Below are 22,267 nucleotides of genomic sequence, written 5' to 3'. Positions count from 1 at the left end.
ATGTGGCGGTGAGAGAGGGGTTCGAACCCTCGATACGTTGCCGTATACACACTTTCCAGGCGTGCTCCTTCAGCCACTCGGACACCTCACCGTATTGTCATCCCGTTGTTGCTGGGACGGGCGCTAATGTAAGGAAAAGCCGAACTGCCGTCAACTCACTTTTTCAGTAATTTAGCGCGTTTATACAAACTTCACGCAACATGATTCCGAAATGTGCTGAAAGCGGCTTATTTATCAGCAACGCGGAGTGCCGTTAAATTTGTTATGCTGGCAATCCCGTTGAAAATGAAAATAAAACAGCGCAATAAAAGGCAGGAATGACTATGGATATTATCTTCTATCACCCCACGTTTGATACGGCTTACTGGATTAACGCACTCTCGGCAGCGCTGCCGGGCGCTCGCGTGCGCGAGTGGACGCGCGGCGATAATGAACATGCCGACTACGCGCTGGTGTGGCATCCGCCGGTAGAAATGCTCCAGGGCCGCAAGCTGAAAGCCGTCTTTGCCCTCGGGGCCGGGGTGGATTCCATCCTGAGCAAACTGAAAGCACACCCTGAAATGCTGCCTGAAGATATTCCGCTGTTCCGCCTGGAGGATACCGGCATGGGCCAGCAAATGCAGGAATATGCCGTGAGTCAGGTGCTACACTGGTTCCGACGCTTCGACGATTATCAGCTTTTCAAGCAGCAATCCCACTGGGAGCCGCTGGCGGACTATCAGCGCGAAGATTTTACGATCGGTATTCTCGGGGCGGGCGTGCTTGGTGCAAAAGTGGCTGAAGCACTCGCGCCGTGGGGGTTCCCTCTGCGCTGCTGGAGCCGCAGCCGCAAGGCTTATCCGGGTGTCGAGAGTTTTGCCGGAACGGATGAACTCCCTGCCTTCCTGAAGGGGACGCGTGTGCTCATCAACCTGCTGCCTAACACCGCTGAAACGGTGGGGATCATTAATGCCACGCTGCTAAATCAGCTGGCTGACCAGAGCTACGTGATGAACCTGGCGCGTGGCGTTCATCTGGTGGAAAGCGATCTTCTGCACGCGCTGGACAGCGGAAAGTTGAAAGGCGCAATGCTGGATGTGTACAGCAGTGAACCCTTGCCAGCAGAAAGCCCGCTGTGGGCACACCCGCGCGTGGCGATGACGCCGCACGTTGCGGCCGTGACGCGTCCGGCCGAAGCGGTGGCCTATATCACCCATACCATCAGTGAAATGGAGCAGGGCCGCGCGGTGACCGGGCAGGTTAACAGACAGCGCGGCTACTGAAAGTAACCCGGCGTTAGCCGGGTTTTTGCTAATAATCGCTGCAGATAACTGCTATCCTTTGGAAAAAACGCAGAGGAGAGAAAGATGTATCCCGTTGACCTGCATATGCACACCGTCGCCAGTACCCACGCGTATAGCAACCTCCATGACTACATTGCGCAAGCTAAGCTGAAGGGCATCACGCTTTTTGCGATTACCGATCATGGCCCGGACATGGCAGATGCGCCGCACTACTGGCATTTTGTGAATATGCGTATCTGGCCACGCCTGGTGGAAGGTATCGGGATTCTGCGCGGCATTGAGGCGAATATTAAAAACACCGACGGTGAAATCGACTGCACCGGCCCGATGCTGACCTCTTTGGATCTGATCCTTGCTGGCTTCCACGAGCCCGTCTTTGCGCCGAAGGATAAAGAGACGAACACCGCGGCGATGATTGCAGCGATTGCCAGCGGCAACGTGCACATTATCAGCCATCCGGGTAATCCTAAGTATCCGATCGATATTCAGGCCGTTGCAGAGGCAGCGGCGAAACACCGCGTGGCGCTGGAAATTAATAACTCCTCCTTTGTTCACTCGCGTAAGGGCAGCGAAGCAAACTGCCGCGCAGTGGCTGCCGCAGTGCGGGATGCCGGAGGCATGGTTGCGCTCGGCTCCGATTCACATACCGCGTTTACGCTGGGTGATTTCAGCGAGTGTCTGAAGATTCTTAACGACGTCGGGTTCCCGGAAGATCGGATCCTGAACGTGACCCCTCGCCGTATGCTCGATTTCCTTGAATCGCGTGGAATGGCGCCGATTGATGAATTTGCCGATCTTTAATTGTCTAACGGAATAATAAAATGAATGAGTTTTCCATCCTTTGCCGCGTGCTGGGTACGCTTTATTACCGCCAACCGCAAGACCCGCTGCTGGTCCCACTCTTTACGTTGATCCGTGAAGGGAAGCTGGCGCAGAACTGGCCGCTGGAACAGGATGAATTGCTGGAGCGCTTGCAAAAAAGCTGCGACATGCAGCAGATTTCGACGGACTATAACGCGCTGTTTGTGGGCGAAGAATGTCGTGTTTCCCCGTACCGCTCTGCCTGGCAGGAAGGGGCAACCGAAGCGGAAGTGCGCGCTTTTCTCTCCGAGCGCGGCATGCCGCTGACGGACACCCCCGCCGATCATATCGGCACGCTGCTGTTGGCAGCATCCTGGATTGAAGATAATGCTGGTGATGACGAGAACGACGCCATCGGAACGCTGTTCGAAGAGTACCTGTTGCCATGGTGCGGGACCTTCCTCGGTAAAGTGGAGGCCCATGCGACATCTCCTTTCTGGAGAACGCTGGCACCTTTGACCCGCGATGCCATCGCCGCAATGTGGGATGAGTTAGAAGAAGAGAATGAAGAGTGATTTAGTTCACATAAATTCTGCAACGGTACATTTCACCTTGCACGTAATGTGCTTCTGATCTCATTTTCATGGCGCACTTCTGCTAAGATGCGCGCCATGAACATATTACTTTGTATTGCTGTCACAACAGGCATTCTCTCCGGGCTTTGGGGATGGGTAGCCGTGTCTCTTGGGTTGCTCAGCTGGGCCGGATTCCTCGGCTGCACGGCGTATTTCGCATGCCCGCAGGGCGGGGTGAAAGGGCTGTTCATTTCTGGGTGTACGCTGATGAGCGGGGTTATCTGGGCGCTTGTGATTATGAAAGGCAGCGCGCTCGCGCCGCATCTGGAGATCCTGGGCTACGTCATGACGGGCGTGGTTGCGTTTTTGATGTGTATTCAGGCAAAACATCTGCTGCTCTCGTTCGTCCCCGGCACCTTTATGGGCGCCTGCGCAACCTTTGCCGGGCAGGGGGATTGGAAACTGGTTGTTCCCTCGCTGGCGCTGGGATTAGTGTTTGGCTATGCCATGAAGAACAGCGGCCTGTGGCTGGCCGCGCGGCGGGAAAAAACGCAAAACGTTACGGCGTTGAGTGAATAAAAAAAGGCGAGATAACCCTCTCGCCTTTTTTATACGCTCTCGATCAGGATTCCGGAGGGACTGACATCTCACGGTACTTCACCAGAACCTCATTTTTCACTTCACTTTTATTCTGCAGATCCCACAGGCCACGATCGATACCGTCGTTAATCAGGAAAATAACCCCGGTTTCGATGGCCGACATCAGGCACAGCATAACCGGCTCGTTTGAGGTATACCCGATTTCACCCTCCAGCAAACGCTGGTAGTCGATGAAGCGGAACACGCCGGCCTGCACCTCATAGGAAAGGATCGTTTTGCTGGTGTTCACCGAAGATAAAATCTCACCGGTGCTCACGTTAACCACGCGCAGGTTGACGGCGATCTGGTCGAGTTGATACTGCGTATCTGCACCAATACCAAAGTACCGCGCGCCCGCACCGCCCGACTTCACGTTACTTTCATAGCCGATGATAGAGCCTTCCACCATGATATTGGCCGCGGTGAGAGACTGAAGCGGCATACGGTTATTCACGCCAACGGTACCGTTTTCCTGTGCGGCGCGAATAATTTTGCGTTCATTCAGCAGGTTTTGTAGCCCCTGACGTTCCAGAGGGATAAACCAGCGTGAATCTTTCAGGGCTGTCACTAACATGGCGGTGGCGCTCTGCGGCACGGCGGTGGAGAAGTTGCTTGCTGGATACGGTTTGAACTGTCCAGTTTCGTCCTGGATGTTATAAACCGAGACAAATATCTTACCGGTTGGCGTCGGCAGATGGGTTAAATCGCGATAGCTTTGTGCCCGAGGCATTAATGTTGGCTTAGCGGCTTCTTTAGGTGGAGCAGTTAAACAACCGCTCAATAAGCACACTGCAACAATGATCAAAAAGCGCTGCATGATGATTGTCCTTATTTCGATGTTGTTTAAAAATCAGTCGAGCTAGACTGCAAACCCGAAACCTGGATTGTCGATGTCTTTCCGGTTTTCCGGTCAGTTACGTTCAGCTGAAGCTGCCCATCTTTATTGGCGATATCGACGATAAAGTCGTTAGTCACCATGCGGCCGGGTTTACCGGTGTTAATATTGGTTAATAAGCCACCTAATATTTGCGACTGGATGGCCTGGGTGAAATTATCCAGCGCTGACGGGGTCTCAATACCGAAATCGTCTTTATAGCTGGGGTCTTTGTAAGAGTTTTGAGCCTGGGCTTCATTAAGCATGAATGCCCCATTGTTAGGGTTACCGCCAAAGTTGGGATTGCGGAACTGGAAGGTCATATTTCCGGCCCAGCTTAGCGGCGCAATAAGCATTAACGAGATTACTGTGTGTGAGAGACGCATTACAGCCTCCGAAATAGGTTGCTAGAACTCATCTTTTGCTAAATCGCCGGTACTCAGCAGCGCTTTATCTAACTGCAGACGATTAATAGCTTCTTCTGTTTGTGCCAGCGCGAAATCGACGTTCTTATCGAAGTCTCTTTTCGTTGGGAATAGAAAGGTCTGGTAAATAACATCCTGATTGGCGGTTATTTTTATCCAGCTTCCCCATCGTGCACTGGGCCGTTCATTGATTGTTAAGTTACCGGTGTAATCACTTTCCCATTTATCGCTGAAGGCACGGTAAAAATCGTGTCCGATAGATGTGACCGTGTGGTCGGTTAACAATCCGGGAACTTCAACCTCTACAGCCTGGAGGTTCCCGGCAGCAAGCAGGACACCTGCTGCGACAATCCAACTCATCTTGCGTTTCATGTGATTAACGCCTGAGGTTATCGTTGGCCCATGAAACTGCCTGAGTTCGGTTTTTAACAGCTATCTTTTTGAAAAGATTATAAAGGTGCGTCTTAACGGTGTTTTCGCTGATAAATAACGAACGGGCGATTTCAATATTTGAAGCACCTATGCGCAACTTGTTCAGGATCTCTTTTTCGCGGTGCGTGAGCAGGGCCGATTCTGAACTGTTATAGCGATAATTTCCGGAGTGCGTAATGAGGTAGCTGGCAAGCTTTTGCGAGAAATAACACTCCCCGCGTAATATGCCTTGTAGACCCTCGACAACGCGATTCTCTTCTTCAGTGACGTAGAACACGCCATTGATGTGCGGCCAGCTTTCAATGTCTCTAAAAGGGTACTCATCAGGCGTATTCAATAATAGCACGCGGATATTATTGTTTTTCCTGCTTAAGTTATCTTGCCAGTAATGGATAAGCTTTTTATCTGCTTCCATCATATCGAGAAGAATGATGCTGCCAGGGGCAATCTCATCAAATGAACGTTGAATATTATGCAATTTTCCGTTCAATGACAGAGATTGCTTCAGATGCTGCAATAAAGCTGTCGCTTGTAAGGACGGTTTAGTGATCAACAATAATGTATGATCCTGTAAACTATGGACTTCATTAAACATGATGAAACCCCACTTTATTTATGACACCTGGCAGCTATCCCTTGATAATAAAAGAGATGCCAGAAGTACTGACAGATGTGGCACTGCTGTGTGTAGAGTGAAACCATTCTTCCTTACGAGGAAGAAAATAAAAAACAAAATGACTTACTGCTGATTTCAATCTAGCTATTACGAACTTTAAAGCAAGTGTTAATCATGTAACCAAATGTAAAAATCAATATTAATTTGTGTATTTGATATTGTTAATTGGTTTTTATTTAATAGGAAAGTTGTACAGATTAATAACCCTGCACAGATTTTAAAAATCATACAAATTATTATATCTTATTGGTATTATTGAAAATTGATAATTAATTATCGCATTATACGAGGTATGAGTGCGGCAAAAAAACTAAGCCCTCTCTCATGAGCTCGATCCCTCTTAAGAAAACTCGCCTTGTGTCACGAGGCTCTCAAAAAGTTGTCTGAATGGGGGGGCGGTCAGTCCTGGTAAGGGTGGGCAAACAGCGCGTCGAATGTACAAGCGCAGTGGCTGAAAATTTTTTATATGTAATAAAGCCTACAGATATCAACGTATTTTTTCAGAACGTAATACTTTGTGGTGAAGCCATTAATAAAAATAAGCCGCGCGGGTGAGATATTTAAATTGTTTCGGCAGACATACTCTTTTTCGTAACGCGGCGTTAACACAATAACGATTCGCGTTAACGCAAGAGAGAGACGTTATTTTGTGTATGGCCAGGTCCAGGGTGACAACATGAAAAACAGAGCGTTATTTATGATGTTTACATTACTGGGTGCGCCTGGGTTTGTAATCGCATCGGGTTCAGATTTAGCAGGTTCTGAGTATAACTTTGCGGTTAATGAATTAAGTAAGTCTTCATACAATCAGGCAGCCATTATTGGTCAACAAGGTTCAGGTAATAATGCTGATATTCGTCAGGGCGGTTCAAAATTACTGTCCGTTGTTTCTCAGGAAGGTGGAGGCAATAGAGCGAATGTTGATCAATCAGGGAGTTATAACCTTGCTTATATCGGTCAAACCGGTTACGGGAATGACGCGAGTATTAATCAGGAAGCTTTTGGTAATACCGCTGTGATTATCCAGAAAGGGTCGGGTAACAGGGCGAATATTACGCAATATGGTACGCAGAAAACAGCAGTTGTAGTACAGAGACAGTCACAAATGGCTATTCGCGTTATTCAACGTTAAGGCGTTGTGACGAATTAATCAATCCGATGGGGGTTTACCATGAAACTTTTCAAAGTGGCAGCAATTGCAGCAATCGTAGTTTCTGGCAGTGCTTTCGCAGGTGCGGTACCACAATTTGGCCACGGCGGTGGTGGCGGCTGGGGTGGCGGTAATAGCGGCCCTAACTCAACGCTGAGCATTTACCAGTACGGTGGCGGCAACTCAGCCCTTGCTTTGCAGACTAATGCTAAAAACTCAGATCTGACCATTACACAGCACGGCGGCGGTAATGGTGCCGATGTTGGACAAGGCTCTGACGATAGCACCATCGATCTGCTGCAGAAAGGCTTCGGTAACAGCGCGACCATTGACCAGTGGAACAGCAAAGACTCTGTTATCAATGTGAAACAGTTCGGCGGCGGCAACGGCGCGGCAGTGGATCAAACAGCGTCTGGCTCAACTGTCACTGTTCACCAGGTTGGTTTTGGCAACAACGCGACCGCGCATCAGTACTGATCCCATATCTGTGCTACAAAAAAACAGGGCCTGCGCCCTGTTTTTTTTTCGGGGGTGTACCATGAATACCTTAATTCTCCTTGCCGCGCTTTCCAGTCAGATCACGTTTAAAACGTCGCAGCAGGGCAACATGACAACCATTATTCCACAGGTCACGCTGAGTGAGCCTTGCGACTGTCAGGTTCAAATTTTTTCCGAACGGCAAGGGATGGGCAGGCAGAGTACGTCACGCCAGCAAAATACCCTTTCTATACCCGCTAATCAGACGATTGATTTGATGAAGCTGCGTTTAAATATCGATTCCGGGGACAGGGTGAAAATACGTGTCACCATCTCTGATGGAAAATCGCTTCATTTATCCCAGCAGTGGTCGCCCGCAGGGGGTATGCTTTAATTATTCGTTAAATCAATAGGTTACGAATGTGGCGGGCGTTTGCCGATGAGCTATGCTGTTATCAGGGACTGAATCCTGATGTTCCACGATGTATTACGGCATTTGTCATCACGGAGCGCTTTTACCCCTCAAGGACGATTTTCATTGAGGAGTACACTGAGTGACCAAATCTACAGCTTTTCTTATTTCAGGCTTTGGCCTGATGTTGTCGGCCTTTATTTCTCCGGTTTATTCAGCAACGGTGGTGAATGGCGGCGTGATTCATTTTCGCGGTGCCATTGTGGCCGATCCCTGTGTGCTAACCCCACAGCGCCAGCAGATAGCCATGTCATGCCCGGAAAATAACCGTATGCAGACGCGTATGGTCAGCTATGACGATGCGCTGAACGGGCGCAATGGTTATCCTGAAATGGCAAGTATCAGCATGACGTACCTCAATCCGCAGAAAACACTGGCCGTCGTTCAGGTGGATTATCGGTAGCCGTACTTTCCTTTACGATAGTTTTTTATCCTCATCTCCTCTGCGATACACTTAGGGAAAAGGCGGGTAGCAGGGGGGATGTATGAAACCGCAAATCGAGATTATCCATGGCGACATCACGACGTTGCACGTCGACGTGATCGTCAATGCCGCGAATCCATCCTTAATGGGTGGGGGCGGCGTGGATGGTGCTATCCATCGGGCGGCAGGCCCGCAGCTTCTTGAGGCCTGCAAGGTTGTGCGCCAGCAGCAGGGGGAGTGCCCTCCAGGGCATGCGGTGATCACGCTGGCAGGGGATCTGCCGGCCAAGGCCGTTATTCACGCCGTGGGGCCCGTCTGGCACGGCGGAGATAGCCATGAAGCCAGTATTCTGGAAGAGGCATACCGCAACTGCCTGCGTCTTGCGGCAGACAACGGCTATAAAACCATCGCGTTTCCGGCGATAAGCACCGGGGTGTACGGGTATCCAAAAGCGGCCGCGGCGACAATAGCGGTGAACACGGTTTATCACTATCTCTCCCTTAAGCCACTGCCGGAAAAGGTGATTTTTGTTTGCTACGACGAAGAGACCGCGCATCTTTATCAACGGCTGATGACTCAGCGCAGACAGGAATTTGAATCCTGAATAATAAAAAACGGCGCACAGTGTGCGCCGCGTTTTTTTATGCGGCTTACGTTTGCGGTTTCCCGGAGAAAAGGAAACGCAGCAGCGGGATCCGCAAATGGATTTCGTAAAGCAGGATGGCTATCCCGATGACAAAGACCAGCCCGGTGAGGAAGCCCAGCGTGTTTGAGGCGATATGTGGCGTAATATAGGCCCCGAAGAAGAGCGTCAGCGGGTGGTGTACCAGGTAAATAAACAGCGAAGCATTGACGAAATAGGTCACGCGGCTGGACTTAAAGTTCAGCAAACGGTGGCCAAGCGCAAAGACCACATTTACCATCCACAGGCCCAGCAGCATGGTTATCACGCTCTCCGTTTCATACATCCAGCCATCGCCGCTGCCGTAGCGCTGGTTTAACAGGTAGGCTGCAAACGCGATGGCGGCACCGACCGCGCACCACGGCGACGGCGTCGTAAACAGTGCTTTTAGCTTTGGATAGATAAATGCCAGCGCCCCGATCAAAAAGAAGGGGATGTAGAACAGCGACTGCATAACCACGAAATTAAACAGCCCGTCGCTCAGTATCGGCGGATACATGATAAACAAGGTACGTCTCACGGCCGCGTAGGCGAAGCCCAGCAGCAAAAAGAGCAGCGACAGTTTACCCAAGGTGATGCTGGCAAAGAAGGTATCAGCGTGATGGCTCACATGACGGCGCATGCGGCTGAATATCAGCATACTGACCGTTGTCAGTACCACCAGGACCAGCAGGAACCACAGGTGAGAGACCAGTTCCCAAACCAGGGTGTTGTATTTCTCATACAGCGAAAGATTCGGCCAGTTATCCGCCTTGCCTTTGACATACTGCAGCATGATGAATTGCGGCAGGGTCAACAGAGGGATGGCGGTCAACATGGGGATGCCTACACGCTCAACGCGCACTTTCCACCAGCGCTTGATGGGGTAGCGCAAAAACAGCATATAAGAGAAATAGCCGGAAATGACAAAAAACACCTGCATACGGAAGGCGTGGATGAAGTCATTAAACAGCGTCAGCCACCAGGAAGGCATCTGGCTGTTAACGTGCCAGGTGTGGCTGGAGTAAATCAATGAAATGTGGAACGGGATCCCCAATAGCATTAGCCATGCCCGGATCGAGTCGAGGAAATATTCGCGTTGTACGGGTGTTGAGCTCATATAACTTTGTGCATTCTCAGACTTTTCGCCTTATCCCTAAGACGCTTAATGGTTACATTCGAAGCCAACCCTACACCAAGACCGACACCCTGTCTCCAGGATAAGCACGCAAAGTGAAAAGCGGGTTCTTTCATTTGCTTAATCCCTGAGCCAGCGAGCTGAACAAAGCAGTGATAATGTTGTCGGATTGCCTGAGTTTCCATTAAAATGGATCGGATCGATATAAGCACACAAAGGGGGAAGTGCTTACTTATTATGAAACATAAACCACAGATGTTGAAAATGCGTTGGTTGGGTGCGGCAGTGTTGTTGTCCCTGTATACCTCATCGGCTTGGTCCTTTACCATCGATGACGTCGCAAAACAGGCAAAGTCGATGGCTGGCAAGAGCTACGAAGCGCCGAAAAGTAACCTGCCCTCCGTTTTCCGCGACATGAAGTACGCGGACTATCAGCAGATCCAGTTCAATCACGATAAAGCGTACTGGAACAATATAAAAACCCCGTTCAAGCTTGAGTTTTATCATCAGGGTATGTACTTCGACACGCCTGTTGCCATCAATGAAGTGACGGCAACAGCGGTACGTAAAATCAAGTACAGCCCGGATTATTTCAATTTTGGCGATGTGCAGCACGACAAAGACACGGTAAAAGACCTGGGCTTTGCGGGCTTCAAAGTGCTTTACCCCATTAACAGCAAAGATAAAAACGACGAAATCGTCAGCATGCTTGGCGCCAGCTACTTCCGCGTGATTGGTGCGGGGCAGGTGTACGGGCTTTCTGCGCGTGGTCTGGCTATTGATACCGCGCTGCCTTCAGGTGAAGAATTCCCTCGTTTCCGTGAGTTCTGGATTGAGCGTCCAAAACCAACGGACAAACGTCTGACTATCTACGCACTGCTGGACTCACCGCGAGCGACGGGTGCTTATCGCTTCGTGATTATGCCAGGGCGTGACACGGTGGTTGATGTGCAGTCTAAAGTTTACCTGCGCGATAAAGTGGGCAAGCTGGGCGTCGCACCGCTGACCAGTATGTTCCTGTTTGGGCCGAACCAGCCGTCTCCGGCGACGAACTTCCGCCCGGAACTGCATGATTCCAACGGTCTCTCCATCCATGCCGGCAACGGTGAGTGGATCTGGCGTCCGTTGAATAACCCGAAACACCTTGCGGTCAGCAGCTTTGCGATGGAAAACCCGCAGGGCTTTGGTCTGCTTCAGCGCGGCCGCCAGTTCTCTCGCTTTGAGGATCTGGATGACCGTTATGACCAGCGTCCAAGCGCCTGGGTAACACCGAAGGGTGACTGGGGTAAAGGTAAGGTTGAGCTGGTTGAAATTCCAACCAACGATGAGACCAATGACAACATCGTGGCGTACTGGACGCCGGATCAGCTTCCGGAAGCCGGTAAAGAGATGAACTTCAAATACGCTATCACCTTTAGCCGTGATGAAGACAAACTCCACGCGCCGGATAACGCCTATGTTATGCAGACTCGCCGCTCTACGGGCGATGTGAAGCAGTCTAACCTGATCCGTCAGCCGGATGGCACCGTGGCATTTGTGGTGGACTTCGCTGGGCAGGATATGAAAAAACTGGCCCCGGATACGGCGGTGACGGCACAGGCCAGCATCGGTGACAACGGCGAAATCGTTGAAAACGCCGTACGGTATAACCCGGTAACCAAAGGGTGGCGTTTAACCCTGCGCGTGAAAGTGAAAGATCCGAAACAGACCACTGAAATGCGCGCTGCGCTGGTCAGTAACGATCAGCCGCTGAGTGAAACCTGGAGCTATCAGCTACCTGCCAATGAATAATACATCTGAATATATTGATGCCCTGCCGCTGACGGACATTGAGAAAGCGGCACTGCCTAAGAGCGACATCCGCGCGGTGCAAACCGCGCTGGATGGTGAACATCGTCACTTTACCCGTGATGATGATACGCCCCTGGGGTCAGTAAAAGCACGTCTGGAGCAGGCATGGCCGGACTCGCTGGCAGAAGGGCAGTTGATCAAAGACGATGAAGGACGCGACCAGCTTCAGGCGATGCCGAAGGCGACGCGTTCCTCTATGTTCCCCGATCCGTGGCGCACCAACCCGGTGGGTCGCTTCTGGGATCGCCTGCGCGGACGGGATGTTACGCCACGCTATCTGTCGCGTCTGACCAAAGAAGAACAGGCTTCCGAACAGAAATGGCGTACCGTGGGAACGATTCGTCGCTATACCCTGCTGCTTCTCACGCTGGCACAGACGGTGGTCGCGACCTGGTACATGAAGACCATCCTGCCGTATCAGGGGTGGGCGCTGATCAACCCGTTTGACATGGTGGGCCAGGATATCTGGGTCTCCTTCATGCAGCTACTACCGTATATTCTGCAAAGCGGCATCCTCCTGTTGTTTGCGGTTCTCTTCTGCTGGGTATCAGCCGGTTTCTGGACGGCGCTGATGGGCTTCCTGCAGCTGTTGATGGGACGGGACAAATACAGCATTTCAGCCTCTACGGTCGGGGATGAACCCCTCAATCCTGAGCACCGTACCGCGCTGATTATGCCTATCTGTAACGAAGACGTTGATCGCGTATTCGCGGGGCTGCGTGCAACCTGGGAGTCCGTGAAGGCGACCGGTAACGCGGAGCATTTCGACGTTTATATCCTTAGCGACAGCTATAACCCGGATATCTGCGTTGCCGAGCAAAAAGCCTGGATGGAGCTGATTGCTGAAGTGCAGGGTGAAGGCCAGATTTTCTACCGTCGTCGTCGTCGTCGCGTGAAGCGTAAAAGCGGTAACATTGACGATTTCTGCCGTCGCTGGGGTAATCAATACAGCTATATGGTGGTGCTGGATGCCGACTCCGTGATGAGCGGCGACTGTCTGAGCGGCCTGGTTCGCCTGATGGAAGCTAACCCGAACGCAGGTATCATTCAGTCTTCGCCAAAAGCTTCCGGAATGGACACGCTGTACGCGCGCTGCCAGCAGTTTGCGACGCGTGTTTACGGGCCACTGTTCACCGCGGGTCTCCACTTTTGGCAACTGGGGGAATCCCACTACTGGGGCCACAACGCCATTATCCGCGTGAAGCCGTTTATTGAACACTGTGCGCTGGCGCCGTTGCCGGGAGAAGGGTCATTTGCCGGTTCGATTCTGTCGCACGACTTCGTAGAAGCGGCGCTGATGCGTCGTGCAGGGTGGGGCGTCTGGATTGCCTACGATCTGCCTGGCTCATACGAAGAACTGCCGCCGAACCTGCTGGATGAACTCAAGCGTGACCGCCGCTGGTGTCACGGTAACCTGATGAACTTCCGCCTGTTCCTGGTAAAAGGGATGCACCCGGTTCACCGTGCGGTGTTCCTGACGGGCGTGATGTCGTATCTGTCGGCACCGCTGTGGTTTATGTTCCTTGCGCTCTCGACGGCCTTGCAGGTGGTTCATGCCCTGACGGAACCGCAGTACTTCCTGCAACCGCGCCAGCTGTTCCCGGTGTGGCCGCAGTGGCGTCCGGAGCTGGCAATCATGCTGTTTGCGTCGACGATGGTGTTGCTGTTCCTGCCGAAGCTGCTCAGCATCATTCTGATCTGGTGCAAAGGCTCGAAAGAGTACGGTGGTTTCTTCCGCGTAACCCTCTCACTGCTGCTGGAAGTGCTGTTCTCCGTGCTGCTCGCGCCGGTACGTATGCTGTTCCACACCGTTTTCGTGGTCAGCGCGTTCCTCGGCTGGGAAGTGGTCTGGAACTCACCGCAGCGTGACGATGATTCCACGCCGTGGAGTGAAGCCTTTATGCGTCACGGCTCGCAGCTATTGCTGGGTTTGGTCTGGGCGGCAGGGATGGCATGGCTGGATCTGCGCTTCCTGTTCTGGCTAGCACCGATTGTCTTCTCGCTGATCCTGTCGCCGTTTGTGTCCGTGATTTCCAGCCGTTCAACGGTGGGTTTACGTACTAAACGCTGGAAGCTGTTCCTGATCCCGGAAGAGTATTCACCGCCGCAGGTTCTGGTCGATACGGATAAATATCTGGAGCTGAACAGAAGTCGCTCTCTGAATGATGGCTTTATTCACGCGGTGTTTAACCCGTCATTCAATGCCCTGGCGACGGCTATGGCAACAGCACGTCACCGAGCAAGTCAGGTACTGGAAATTGCCCGCGATCGTCACGTTGAGCAGGCGCTCAATGAGACCCCGGAAAAGCTAAACCGCGACCGCCGTTTGGTGCTGTTGAGCGATCCGGTCACGATGGCAAGGCTTCACTACCGCGTGTGGTCTGCTCCGGAGAGATACTCTTCGTGGGTGAACTACTACAAGACGATGAAGCTTAACCCGCTGGCGCTGAAGGGAAAGTAAGCTTTCCCTGCACTGAGCTATAAATAAAATACCGGCGATATCGCCGGTATTTTTTATGAGGTAGTAGATGAAAATAGTCATTGTGACCATCCTGGCGATGCTGCTGAGCGGTTGCGGAAGCATCATCAGCCGCACCATTCCGGGCCAGGGGCACGGTAATCAGTATTATCCTGGCGTGAAATGGGACTTACGCGACTCGACATGGCGCTATCTGACCGTACTCGATCTGCCATTCTCACTGATCTTCGATACATTGCTGCTTCCCATCGACGCCAGCCACGGGCCGTACGAGTAACGGCGTTTACCGCTCGTCCCACTCATCGGCTGCGGTCTGGCCTTCTTCCGTATCCAACGGCGGCTCGAGCTGGAATTCACCTTCGTCCCACTCGTGCAGGGTATTTTCTTCAAGCCATTCCTGACGAATTTCAATTTCGTCATAGTCGCCATCGAAGACGGCCTGCGCACCTTCACCACTCAATATTGGCAAACATTCCCCTTCCGCGCCGTCGTCCGCGAAGAACTCGGCTTGCCACATGATATCCCCGTCCTGCAGGACATATTTTTGAATATTGAGTTGTTGCACGTCAGCATCTTCTTCCTCAATCCCAGGGTTAGCGGCGAGGAATTCTTCGCGAGCGGCATCAATAGCTTCTTCCAGCGTGGCGTACATGGTCATCGGTGTCTCCCTGTTTTTCATGAAGGTATTCAGGGAAAGAATAGCTGAAGATCAGATTCAGCAAGTATGAATGCGAAAATAAGGCGTCACGCGTACGGCTTATTCCCGTACCGGACGCAGCGCCCGGGATAAGCTGATCCACGAATAAATCGCATTGAACATGACAACGCCCGCGGTGACGATAAACACGGCGCGAAAACCGAAGCTGGCGGAAATACCCGCCCCGACAAGCGGCCCGGTAACGTTGCCGATATCGCGGAATGACTGGTTATAGCTGAAGATACGCCCGGCGATCTGGTTGGTCGAATTATAAACCAGCAAGGTCTGAACGGCGGGAAGTAACGCACCATCTGCAGCACCCAGCAGGAAACGCAGAATGCCAAGCTGCCATGGGGATTGCACCATCGACATCGGGATAAGCAGCAGGACGGAAATCACCAGCGCGCATATCAGAATTTTCTCGGGGCCCACGCGGTCACCCAGTTTTCCCAGCCTCGGAGCACTGAGCAGTGCTGCCACGCCGGGCACCGACGCTATCAGGCCACTGATAAAGGCAATATTGCTGACGTTACCGACCAGCTCCCGCACATAAAGCGTAAGGATGGGCGCAATGGATCCGGTCGCGACCTGGATTATCATGGTCGTAACGAACAGGCTCAGTACCAGCCTGGGATTTTTCAGCGACGTGAGTACATCCCGGGCGTGGAGCATCTCTTTTTTGGCAACCGGCGTGAAGTTTTCACGGATGCAGAGCAGCGTCACGATAAAGCACAGGAACAGCACGCTGGCCGTAATGAAAAAGACCGGCCGCAAACCGTAGCTATCCGCCAGTAAACCTCCCGCCATTGGCCCCAGCAGCGCACCGCTGACCCCGCCCGTCGAGAGGGTACCCAGCGCCCAGCCGCTTTTATGCCGCGGAATTTGGGTGGCAATCAGGGCATTCGCATTGGGAATAAACCCGCCCAGAAGTCCCAATAGCGCGCGCAAAATCAGAAACTGCCAGACGTTCTGCGCAACGCCCATCAGTGCCATGACGATAGCCATCCCCAGCGCTGAACGCAGCAGCATAATTTTACGTCCTTTACGGTCGGCAAGGCCGCCCCAGAAGGGGGACGCAATGGCAGAAAACAGGAAGGTAATACTGAAGACCAGACCGGACCACATATTGAGTGCGCTGTGGCCCGTTACGCCCAGCTGTTCAATGTAGAGGGGCAGAAAGGGCATGACCAGGCTAAACGCCGCGCCGGTAAGAAAACAGCCGATCCAGGCAACCGTGAGGTTACGTTTCCAGTTTATGGGGGCATCTGAGGGTGACATAAAAATCCGCGTAATGAGGTGCAGGGCACCATGAGGCATAAGTAATAAGCCTGCTAATTATGCGCCGGGGTTATGATTGTCGCAATGCGGAGGGGCTTTTAAAGCTAAAACAGAATGCGGCCATAAAGGCCGCATTGGGATTAATAGCGAGAGGGAACGCCTTCTGGACGGGTTTTAAAGCGGCGGTGTAGCCACATATACTGTTCCGGCGCGAGCATAATACATTTCTCTACAATGCCGTTCATCCACCGAGCGGTGGTTTCAGCATCGTCCAGCGGGGGGGACATTTCAGGTTCCAGCATGATCAGCTGGTAGCCGGAACCATCCGGTTTACGGCGCGGTACAAAAGGCACAATGGCGGCTTTTGACATACGCGCCAGCATCCAGGTTCCGGACGTCGTTGCCGCCTGTTCGACCGCGAAGAAAGGGACAAACACGCTGGCCTGCGGGCCGTAGTCGTGATCGGGGGCATACCAAATGACTTCACCTGATTTCAGCGCACGGATCATTCCCTTCAGATCTTTACGATCGATCATGCTTTTATTGGAGCGCATACGACCCCAGGTCTGAAGCAAGTCAATCACCGGGTTATCATTTGGACGGTAAACGCCGATGCCGGGCGCCTGCATACCAAACATACGCGCACCGATTTCGAGGGTGAGGAAATGGATCCCAATCAGCAGTACGCCCGTCTTATTCGCCTGAAGCGTGTGCACCGGTTCCATGCCCGTACCGGCAACTTCTGTCCAGCGAGCCATACGCTTATCTGACCAGAACCACGCCATACCCGTTTCCAATAGCCCCATGCCAACGGATTCAAAATTTTTCACCACCATATCATGGCGCTCTGACTCGCTCATTTGCGGGAAGCAGAGTTCAAGGTTGCGGTAAGAAATCTTCGCGCGGCGTTTCATGAATCGCTGAGCAATGTGACCCAAAACTTTACCCAGGCGGAAAATGACAGGGTAGGGAAGCTGTACGACGAGCCACAAAACGCCAACGCCTGTCCAGGTTAACCAATAGCGGGGATGCAAAAGAGCGGCAGTAAATTTCGGTAACTGGGTCATGTCTGTCCTGTGTTCTAACGTCCTGAATGGTCATTGTCTCATTTTTTGAGACTTTGCCAAAATGTCTGTCATCGAAACGTGCACGAATACAGCAAATGTTAAGCCAAATAAATTGGGCGTGTGAAATGTAGCGTAAATTGTGTGGATGTAAATTAGCTTTGTTTGCTATATGATGCCGACCGTTTTTTATTTCTCACTTACGATTGCAGGACTTGTACACCATGCCAGTGTTACACAACCGCGTATCGAATGAGATGTTGAAGGCGCGCATGTTGGCTGAAACCGAACCGCGCACCACAATCTCATTCTACAAATATTTTACTATCAACGAGCCTCAAGCGACCCGCGATGCGCTGTACCAGGCATTCACGAAGCTGAATGTGTTTGGCCGCGTCTATCTGGCGCGCGAGGGCATCAATGCGCAGATTAGCGTTCCGGAAAGCAACGTCAGCGCATTCCGTGACGTGCTTTACGGGTTCGACCCGGCCCTTAACGGCGTACGTCTCAACATTGCCCTTGATGATGACGGAAAATCCTTCTGGGTGCTGCGCATGAAAGTGCGTGAACGCATCGTGGCTGACGGTATTGACGATCCGAGTTTCAACGCCGGTGACGTGGGGGAATACCTCAAAGCTGCCGAAGTGAACGCCATGCTCGACGATCCGGATGCGGTGTTTATCGATATGCGTAACCACTACGAATACGAAGTGGGCCATTTCGAGAACGCGATGGAAATCCCGGCCGATACCTTCCGCGAGCAGCTGCCAAAAGCCGTCGAGATGATGCAGGAACATAAAGATAAAAAAATTGTTATGTACTGCACCGGCGGGATCCGCTGTGAAAAAGCCAGCGCATGGATGAAACACAACGGCTTCAATAAAGTCTGGCACATTGAAGGCGGCATCATCGAATACGCGCGTCGCGCGCGCGAGCAGGGATTACCGGTACGCTTTATCGGTAAAAACTTCGTCTTTGACGAACGCATGGGGGAGCGCATTTCAGAAGATGTGATTGCCCATTGCCATCAGTGCGGTACGCCGTGCGATACCCATACCAACTGCAAAAATGACGGATGCCACCTGCTTTTCATTCAGTGTCCGGCGTGTGCCGAGAAGTTCAACGGCTGCTGTAGCGAGCTGTGCAGTGAAGAGAGCGTGCTGCCGGAAGAAGAGCAGCGCCGCCGTCGTGCTGGGCGTGAAAATGGGAATAAGATTTTTAATAAATCCCGTGGCCGCCTGAATACCAAACTGGGTATTCCCGATCCTGAATAAGGATGACGCCCGGCGGAGTGAAACCCCGCCGGGCAATTTTATTATGACTTCTGCTGGACCCCTTCAACGGAAATAACCAGCTCCACGTCCTGGGATGCCGGGCCTAAATCCGTTGTGATATTAAAATCTTTCAGATGAATTTTACCCGTGGCCTCAAAACCTGCACGTTTGCCTCCCCACGGATCGTCGCCCTGACCGATTAACTTCGCATCAAGCGTCACAGGTTTAGTCACGCCGTTAAGCGTCAGGTTGCCAGTAATATCCAGCTTATCGCCCTCTTTCTTCACCTCAGTAGAGGTAAAGGTGGCCTGTGGGAATTTTCCAACGTTCAGGAACTCCGCGCTGCGCAAATGTTTATCACGCTCGGCGTGATTGGTATCCACGCTGGTGGTGTTAATAGTGACATTCACTTTATCGGATGACGGATTTTTCTCATCAAATGTGAATGTGCCATCGAAATCCTTAAAGGTACCGTATAGCCAACTGTAGCCCAGGTGCTGAATACGGAAATTGACGAAAGCGTGCTGACCCTCTTTATCAATTTTATAGTCAGCCGCCACGGCTGAACCGGTGGTGAATAACAGAGAACCTAACGCGATACCTAGCAGGTGTTTTTTCATTTTATGCTCCAGAGTCTACTGACGAGCGGCCAAGCATGCGCTTAAGCGTATCGTCTTTATCGATGAAATGGTGTTTAAGGGCGGCCAGTCCGTGCAGCACGGACAGGATCACGACGCTCCACGCGAGCCAGAGGTGAACCACGCCTGCGGTATCAGCCTGGGCGCCAGCATCTGCCAGCGTGGCAGGTACGTCAAAGAGCCCGAAGACGCTGACGGGCTTACCGTCTGCCGTCGAGATGAGATAGCCGCTAATCAAAATAGCGAAAAGCAGGGCATAGAGCGCAATATGGGCAGCCGCAGCGCTAAGGCGGGTAAATTTACTGTGGCTCTTCGGCGCGGCTGGCGGCGGGGAAATATGTCGCCAGATAATGCGAATGACCAGTCCCATCATCAGCAGGATGCCAATGCTTTTATGCAGTTCGGGAGCCTGATGGTACCAGCCATCGTAATAGCTGAGCGTCACCATCCACAGCCCAAGCGCGAACATGCCATAGACGGCCAGAGCAAAAATCCAGTGCAAACTCATGGATATTATTCCGTAGCGCTGGGGAGAGTTACGCAATTGCATAAATATTACCATTCTCAAAAATTGAACAGTAAAAATGAACGGGAAGATAAAATATTGCAACTGAAATAAATGGATAACGATTTTTATTTTATTTATTTCAGCAAATTTGAAAGTGATCATGAAATGTAATTCAATAGCTTCGAGTTAAGAACATTCCCGATCGCGCTAGAGATTAAATAAACCTAAAGTAATGTCAATTATTGTCAGTCGGATTTTTCAGTAAAAGACAATGTAAATAACATCAATAATGGCGAGTAAAACCCAAAGCAAAATATAGAGCATGAAATGCTCGCGAATATTATTGATGAGAAAATCAACGATCCTGCGCATAACTCCCCGCGAGCAAGCATAAAGAAAAGAGGCTCCGGAAGTCCGGAGCCCGTGGAAGATTATCCGTTAAAACGCGAAAGCGAGAAGGGAGTCAGATCAAATTGGGGTGTGATACCCTGGGCAAACTGCGCGGCAATTTCGCCCAGCACGGAGGCGAACTTAAAGCCATGGCCGCTGAGCCCGGTGATGAGCAACGTATTGTCATAGCCAGGCAAAGTGTCGATGATAAAGTCTTCATCCGGCGTGTTGTCATACGTGCAGGCGGCACCATACAGTAAGCCGCCGACGCCTGGCAAAATGTTGCGCAAGAACGAGAAGGCTTCGGAGCCATCCTGCGGGTATTCGCCAAAAGGCTTACGATCCTCTGGAGAAGTGATAATTTGTCCGCCGTTGTGTTTCCCAATCTTAAGCGCGTCTTTCTCTGACGGGAAACCGTAGAACTGATCGCCATTGGGTAATTCACCGGTGAAGGCCGGGAATTTGTTCTGCGAACTGTATCGACCGTCAGACTGGAACCAGGAGAAAACCTTGCGAACCGGCTGAACGGGCAAGCCAGGCACGAGCCTGGTTACCCAGGTGCCCGCGCTAATCAGCAGACGAGACGCAGTGTATTCTCCGTCCTGGGTCGCGACCGTGACGCCATCAGCATGATGCGTAATCGCGTCTACCGGACAATTGAACAGCTGTGCGCAGCCTGCCTGGGCGGCAAGCTCAATCCAGGTTTTAATGGCCGTTTCACAATGCAAAACGCCGGAATTGGCCTCGAACAGCCCGATATACTCTTCCGGGACGGTAATTTCTGGCCAGCGGGCCATGATGCCAGCGGCGTCTAAGCGCTCAACATCAAGGTTAAAGGCTTTCGCGCTGTGTTCGACAGTGGCGAGAAACTCGGAGCGAGCCGGCCCGAGGTTGATAACGCCCGTGCGCTCGAAAATCCGCTCTTCAGTCAGTTTTGCCAGTTCATCCCACAGGGCCTGAGCACGAAGGACCAGCGGGACGTAGCGTTCACCTTCACCATAAGCATGGCGAATAAGGCGCGTGTCGCCGTGATGGCTGCCTTCCGAGTGAGGAGGTAAGTGAGCATCAACCATCAGGACCTTCAGACCCGCCTGCGTTGCATAATAACCCGCAGCAGATCCTACCGAGCCGCTACCCACAATGATGAGATCGTATTTCATAGGCTTCTCTTAAACTAACGCTTTGTTAGCAGAGTAATTAACATCGGGGGGAGATACAAGGGAGAAATAAATAAGGCACCGCGAGGGTGCCTGTTGGGTGCAGAATAGGTATAAATTTAGTGCCGTTTATACTCATTTTCCTGATAGTCGCCAGATTCTATTTTTGCAATACCTGCTTCTAAAATAGAAATAAACTGACGGGCGACGTCTGTTGTAAGCCACAGCGTCTGTCCAACTTCCGCTTCTTCACGGTTGAGTTGATTTGGGGTCTGGTAGTGCAAACGCAGCATCAGCGCATCGTAGCTATCTACGGTACTGATATCCCAACCGACAAGCGGATGGGTCTGGATGACATCACTATTCTTTTCCATTATAACCCCCTTAATGCGTGTTAGAAGACAACGGCTTTGAGGTTCAATGCATGTTTTTCTGAAAGCAATTTCAGTATATCAATAAATAAGGGTTCTGAAGGGAAAAATAAACAGCTGGCAACACATTTTTCTGCTTTTTAGGATTGTTCGAGCAATAAAACACCGTCTTGTTCACGATTTTCTAAGAAGATGCTGAAATAATTTGAACTTCAGGAATGAGAATCAAAAAAAGCCGGGGCGACCCGGCAAAAAAAACAATGAGGGAGCAAGATTTAATCTGTGATGAACCAGTCGTCGGCGCTTTCCCACGTTTCCTGAAGGATTTCGCTAATACGGTCTTTATCTTCTTTTATGCCGCCGATGACGGACAGGTTGTTTCCGGACGCGTAACGGACCGTGACGGTGCCGTCGTTTTCAGGAAAAGTGCTGTTAATACGACGGGATAACTCGCCCGCCAACGCATCAAGTGCGCCAGCAGGCAGAATGGTTGTTTTGGCAATGGTGACTTCAATACGCATAAATGCCCCCTG

The 22,267-nt window shown here is 51.6% G+C and carries 27 protein-coding genes and 1 tRNA gene; 13 read left to right on the top strand and 15 right to left on the bottom strand.

Annotated elements, in window-relative coordinates:
• Positions 1 to 3 precede the first annotated feature (3 nt).
• A tRNA-Ser gene (locus V5P19_RS08575) sits at positions 4 to 91 on the bottom strand.
• Positions 92 to 323: 232 nt separating this feature from the next.
• Between V5P19_RS08575 and ghrA the strand changes: the two genes are divergently transcribed.
• From ghrA to V5P19_RS08555, 4 genes are all read left to right on the top strand, one after another.
• Positions 324 to 1,262 (top strand): glyoxylate/hydroxypyruvate reductase GhrA, encoded by a 939-nt coding sequence (gene ghrA, locus V5P19_RS08570; RefSeq protein WP_334402122.1) that lies wholly within the window; start codon positions 324 to 326, stop codon positions 1,260 to 1,262.
• Between the two features lie 84 nt (positions 1,263 to 1,346).
• Entirely contained in the window at positions 1,347 to 2,084 is a 738-nt protein-coding gene (locus tag V5P19_RS08565; RefSeq protein ID WP_334402119.1) for a phosphatase, read from the top strand.
• A 20-nt stretch (positions 2,085 to 2,104) separates the two neighbouring features.
• Positions 2,105 to 2,659, top strand: coding sequence for a molecular chaperone (locus V5P19_RS08560; protein WP_334402117.1), 555 nt, complete (start codon positions 2,105 to 2,107; stop codon positions 2,657 to 2,659).
• A 96-nt stretch (positions 2,660 to 2,755) separates the two neighbouring features.
• Complete coding sequence (locus V5P19_RS08555) at positions 2,756 to 3,238, top strand: DUF1097 domain-containing protein (RefSeq protein ID WP_334402115.1); 483 nt, start codon at positions 2,756 to 2,758, stop codon at positions 3,236 to 3,238.
• 43 nt (positions 3,239 to 3,281) lie between these two features.
• Here V5P19_RS08555 and csgG read toward each other — a convergent pair whose 3' ends face one another.
• From csgG to csgD, 4 genes are read right to left on the bottom strand one after another with little or no spacing between them, the layout of a single operon-like run.
• Entirely contained in the window at positions 3,282 to 4,115 is an 834-nt protein-coding gene (csgG, locus tag V5P19_RS08550; RefSeq protein ID WP_334402113.1) for a curli production assembly/transport protein CsgG, read from the bottom strand.
• Positions 4,116 to 4,141: 26 nt separating this feature from the next.
• A complete protein-coding gene (gene csgF, locus V5P19_RS08545) occupies positions 4,142 to 4,558 on the bottom strand; it encodes a curli production assembly/transport protein CsgF (protein ID WP_334402111.1) in 417 nt (138 codons plus the stop codon).
• 21 nt (positions 4,559 to 4,579) lie between these two features.
• Positions 4,580 to 4,969: a curli production assembly/transport protein CsgE gene (gene csgE, locus V5P19_RS08540; RefSeq protein ID WP_334402109.1), complete on the bottom strand. Its 390-nt coding sequence runs from the start codon at positions 4,967 to 4,969 to the stop codon at positions 4,580 to 4,582.
• A 4-nt stretch (positions 4,970 to 4,973) separates the two neighbouring features.
• Positions 4,974 to 5,624 (bottom strand): biofilm master transcriptional regulator CsgD, encoded by a 651-nt coding sequence (gene csgD, locus V5P19_RS08535; protein ID WP_334402108.1) that lies wholly within the window; start codon positions 5,622 to 5,624, stop codon positions 4,974 to 4,976.
• A gap of 757 nt (positions 5,625 to 6,381) precedes the next feature.
• Between csgD and csgB the strand changes: the two genes are divergently transcribed.
• From csgB to ymdB, 5 genes are all read left to right on the top strand, one after another.
• Positions 6,382 to 6,837, top strand: a complete 456-nt coding sequence (csgB, locus tag V5P19_RS08530; RefSeq protein ID WP_334402106.1) for a curli minor subunit CsgB — start codon at positions 6,382 to 6,384, stop codon at positions 6,835 to 6,837.
• A gap of 39 nt (positions 6,838 to 6,876) precedes the next feature.
• A complete protein-coding gene (csgA, locus tag V5P19_RS08525) occupies positions 6,877 to 7,332 on the top strand; it encodes a curli major subunit CsgA (protein WP_334402104.1) in 456 nt (151 codons plus the stop codon).
• Positions 7,333 to 7,393: 61 nt separating this feature from the next.
• Positions 7,394 to 7,726: a curli assembly chaperone CsgC gene (csgC, locus tag V5P19_RS08520; RefSeq protein WP_334402102.1), complete on the top strand. Its 333-nt coding sequence runs from the start codon at positions 7,394 to 7,396 to the stop codon at positions 7,724 to 7,726.
• A 160-nt stretch (positions 7,727 to 7,886) separates the two neighbouring features.
• Positions 7,887 to 8,207: a type 1 fimbrial protein gene (locus V5P19_RS08515; protein ID WP_334402100.1), complete on the top strand. Its 321-nt coding sequence runs from the start codon at positions 7,887 to 7,889 to the stop codon at positions 8,205 to 8,207.
• Positions 8,208 to 8,289: 82 nt separating this feature from the next.
• Positions 8,290 to 8,832, top strand: a complete 543-nt coding sequence (gene ymdB, locus V5P19_RS08510; protein ID WP_334402098.1) for an O-acetyl-ADP-ribose deacetylase — start codon at positions 8,290 to 8,292, stop codon at positions 8,830 to 8,832.
• A 46-nt stretch (positions 8,833 to 8,878) separates the two neighbouring features.
• On the opposite strand, the gene mdoC is transcribed toward ymdB, so the two are convergent.
• Complete coding sequence (gene mdoC, locus V5P19_RS08505; protein ID WP_334402096.1) at positions 8,879 to 10,009, bottom strand: glucans biosynthesis protein MdoC; 1,131 nt, start codon at positions 10,007 to 10,009, stop codon at positions 8,879 to 8,881.
• Positions 10,010 to 10,282: 273 nt separating this feature from the next.
• Here mdoC and mdoG point away from each other — a divergent pair, with 273 nt between their 5' ends.
• The 3 genes from mdoG (at position 10,283) to V5P19_RS08490 (ending at position 14,634) form a co-directional block, all read left to right on the top strand.
• Entirely contained in the window at positions 10,283 to 11,818 is a 1,536-nt protein-coding gene (gene mdoG / locus V5P19_RS08500) for a glucans biosynthesis protein MdoG (RefSeq protein ID WP_334402738.1), read from the top strand.
• On the top strand, positions 11,811 to 14,339 hold the full coding sequence (gene mdoH, locus V5P19_RS08495; protein ID WP_334402094.1) for a glucans biosynthesis glucosyltransferase MdoH: 2,529 nt from the start codon (positions 11,811 to 11,813) through the stop codon (positions 14,337 to 14,339). Before mdoG ends, mdoH begins: the two co-directional genes overlap by 8 nt.
• A gap of 67 nt (positions 14,340 to 14,406) precedes the next feature.
• A complete protein-coding gene (locus V5P19_RS08490) occupies positions 14,407 to 14,634 on the top strand; it encodes a YceK/YidQ family lipoprotein (RefSeq protein ID WP_334402092.1) in 228 nt (75 codons plus the stop codon).
• A gap of 6 nt (positions 14,635 to 14,640) precedes the next feature.
• On the opposite strand, the gene V5P19_RS08485 is transcribed toward V5P19_RS08490, so the two are convergent.
• The 3 genes from V5P19_RS08485 to V5P19_RS08475 all read right to left on the bottom strand — a co-directional run bounded on the left by V5P19_RS08485 (position 14,641) and on the right by V5P19_RS08475 (position 17,399).
• Positions 14,641 to 15,015 (bottom strand): MysB family protein, encoded by a 375-nt coding sequence (locus V5P19_RS08485; RefSeq protein WP_334402091.1) that lies wholly within the window; start codon positions 15,013 to 15,015, stop codon positions 14,641 to 14,643.
• A gap of 99 nt (positions 15,016 to 15,114) precedes the next feature.
• Positions 15,115 to 16,332, bottom strand: coding sequence for a multidrug efflux MFS transporter MdtG (gene mdtG / locus V5P19_RS08480; protein ID WP_334402089.1), 1,218 nt, complete (start codon positions 16,330 to 16,332; stop codon positions 15,115 to 15,117).
• A 140-nt stretch (positions 16,333 to 16,472) separates the two neighbouring features.
• Positions 16,473 to 17,399, bottom strand: a complete 927-nt coding sequence (locus tag V5P19_RS08475; protein WP_334402087.1) for a Kdo(2)-lipid IV(A) acyltransferase — start codon at positions 17,397 to 17,399, stop codon at positions 16,473 to 16,475.
• 221 nt (positions 17,400 to 17,620) lie between these two features.
• On the opposite strand from V5P19_RS08475, the gene V5P19_RS08470 reads away from it, so the two are divergent.
• Positions 17,621 to 18,670 carry a rhodanese-related sulfurtransferase gene (locus V5P19_RS08470; RefSeq protein ID WP_334402085.1) on the top strand — a complete coding sequence of 350 codons (1,050 nt, stop codon included), beginning with the start codon at positions 17,621 to 17,623 and terminating at the stop codon, positions 18,668 to 18,670.
• A gap of 41 nt (positions 18,671 to 18,711) precedes the next feature.
• Here V5P19_RS08470 and V5P19_RS08465 read toward each other — a convergent pair whose 3' ends face one another.
• From V5P19_RS08465 to dinI, 6 genes are all read right to left on the bottom strand, one after another.
• Positions 18,712 to 19,290, bottom strand: coding sequence for a YceI family protein (locus V5P19_RS08465; RefSeq protein WP_334402083.1), 579 nt, complete (start codon positions 19,288 to 19,290; stop codon positions 18,712 to 18,714).
• A gap of 1 nt (position 19,291) precedes the next feature.
• Complete coding sequence (locus V5P19_RS08460; protein WP_334402081.1) at positions 19,292 to 19,858, bottom strand: cytochrome b; 567 nt, start codon at positions 19,856 to 19,858, stop codon at positions 19,292 to 19,294.
• 216 nt (positions 19,859 to 20,074) lie between these two features.
• Positions 20,075 to 20,188: a YceO family protein gene (locus tag V5P19_RS08455; RefSeq protein ID WP_334402079.1), complete on the bottom strand. Its 114-nt coding sequence runs from the start codon at positions 20,186 to 20,188 to the stop codon at positions 20,075 to 20,077.
• Positions 20,189 to 20,247: 59 nt separating this feature from the next.
• Entirely contained in the window at positions 20,248 to 21,366 is a 1,119-nt protein-coding gene (solA, locus tag V5P19_RS08450; RefSeq protein ID WP_334402077.1) for an N-methyl-L-tryptophan oxidase, read from the bottom strand.
• A gap of 116 nt (positions 21,367 to 21,482) precedes the next feature.
• Positions 21,483 to 21,737: a biofilm formation regulator BssS gene (bssS, locus tag V5P19_RS08445; RefSeq protein WP_334402075.1), complete on the bottom strand. Its 255-nt coding sequence runs from the start codon at positions 21,735 to 21,737 to the stop codon at positions 21,483 to 21,485.
• A gap of 272 nt (positions 21,738 to 22,009) precedes the next feature.
• On the bottom strand, positions 22,010 to 22,255 hold the full coding sequence (gene dinI, locus V5P19_RS08440) for a DNA damage-inducible protein I (RefSeq protein WP_334402073.1): 246 nt from the start codon (positions 22,253 to 22,255) through the stop codon (positions 22,010 to 22,012).
• Positions 22,256 to 22,267: the final 12 nt, after the last annotated feature.

The organism is Enterobacter sp. UNJFSC 003 (assembly GCF_036903355.1).
Taxonomy (GTDB): domain Bacteria; phylum Pseudomonadota; class Gammaproteobacteria; order Enterobacterales; family Enterobacteriaceae; genus Enterobacter.
The sequence above is the reverse complement of the archived record's forward strand: the minus strand, read 5'-3'. Positions and strand labels throughout refer to the sequence as shown.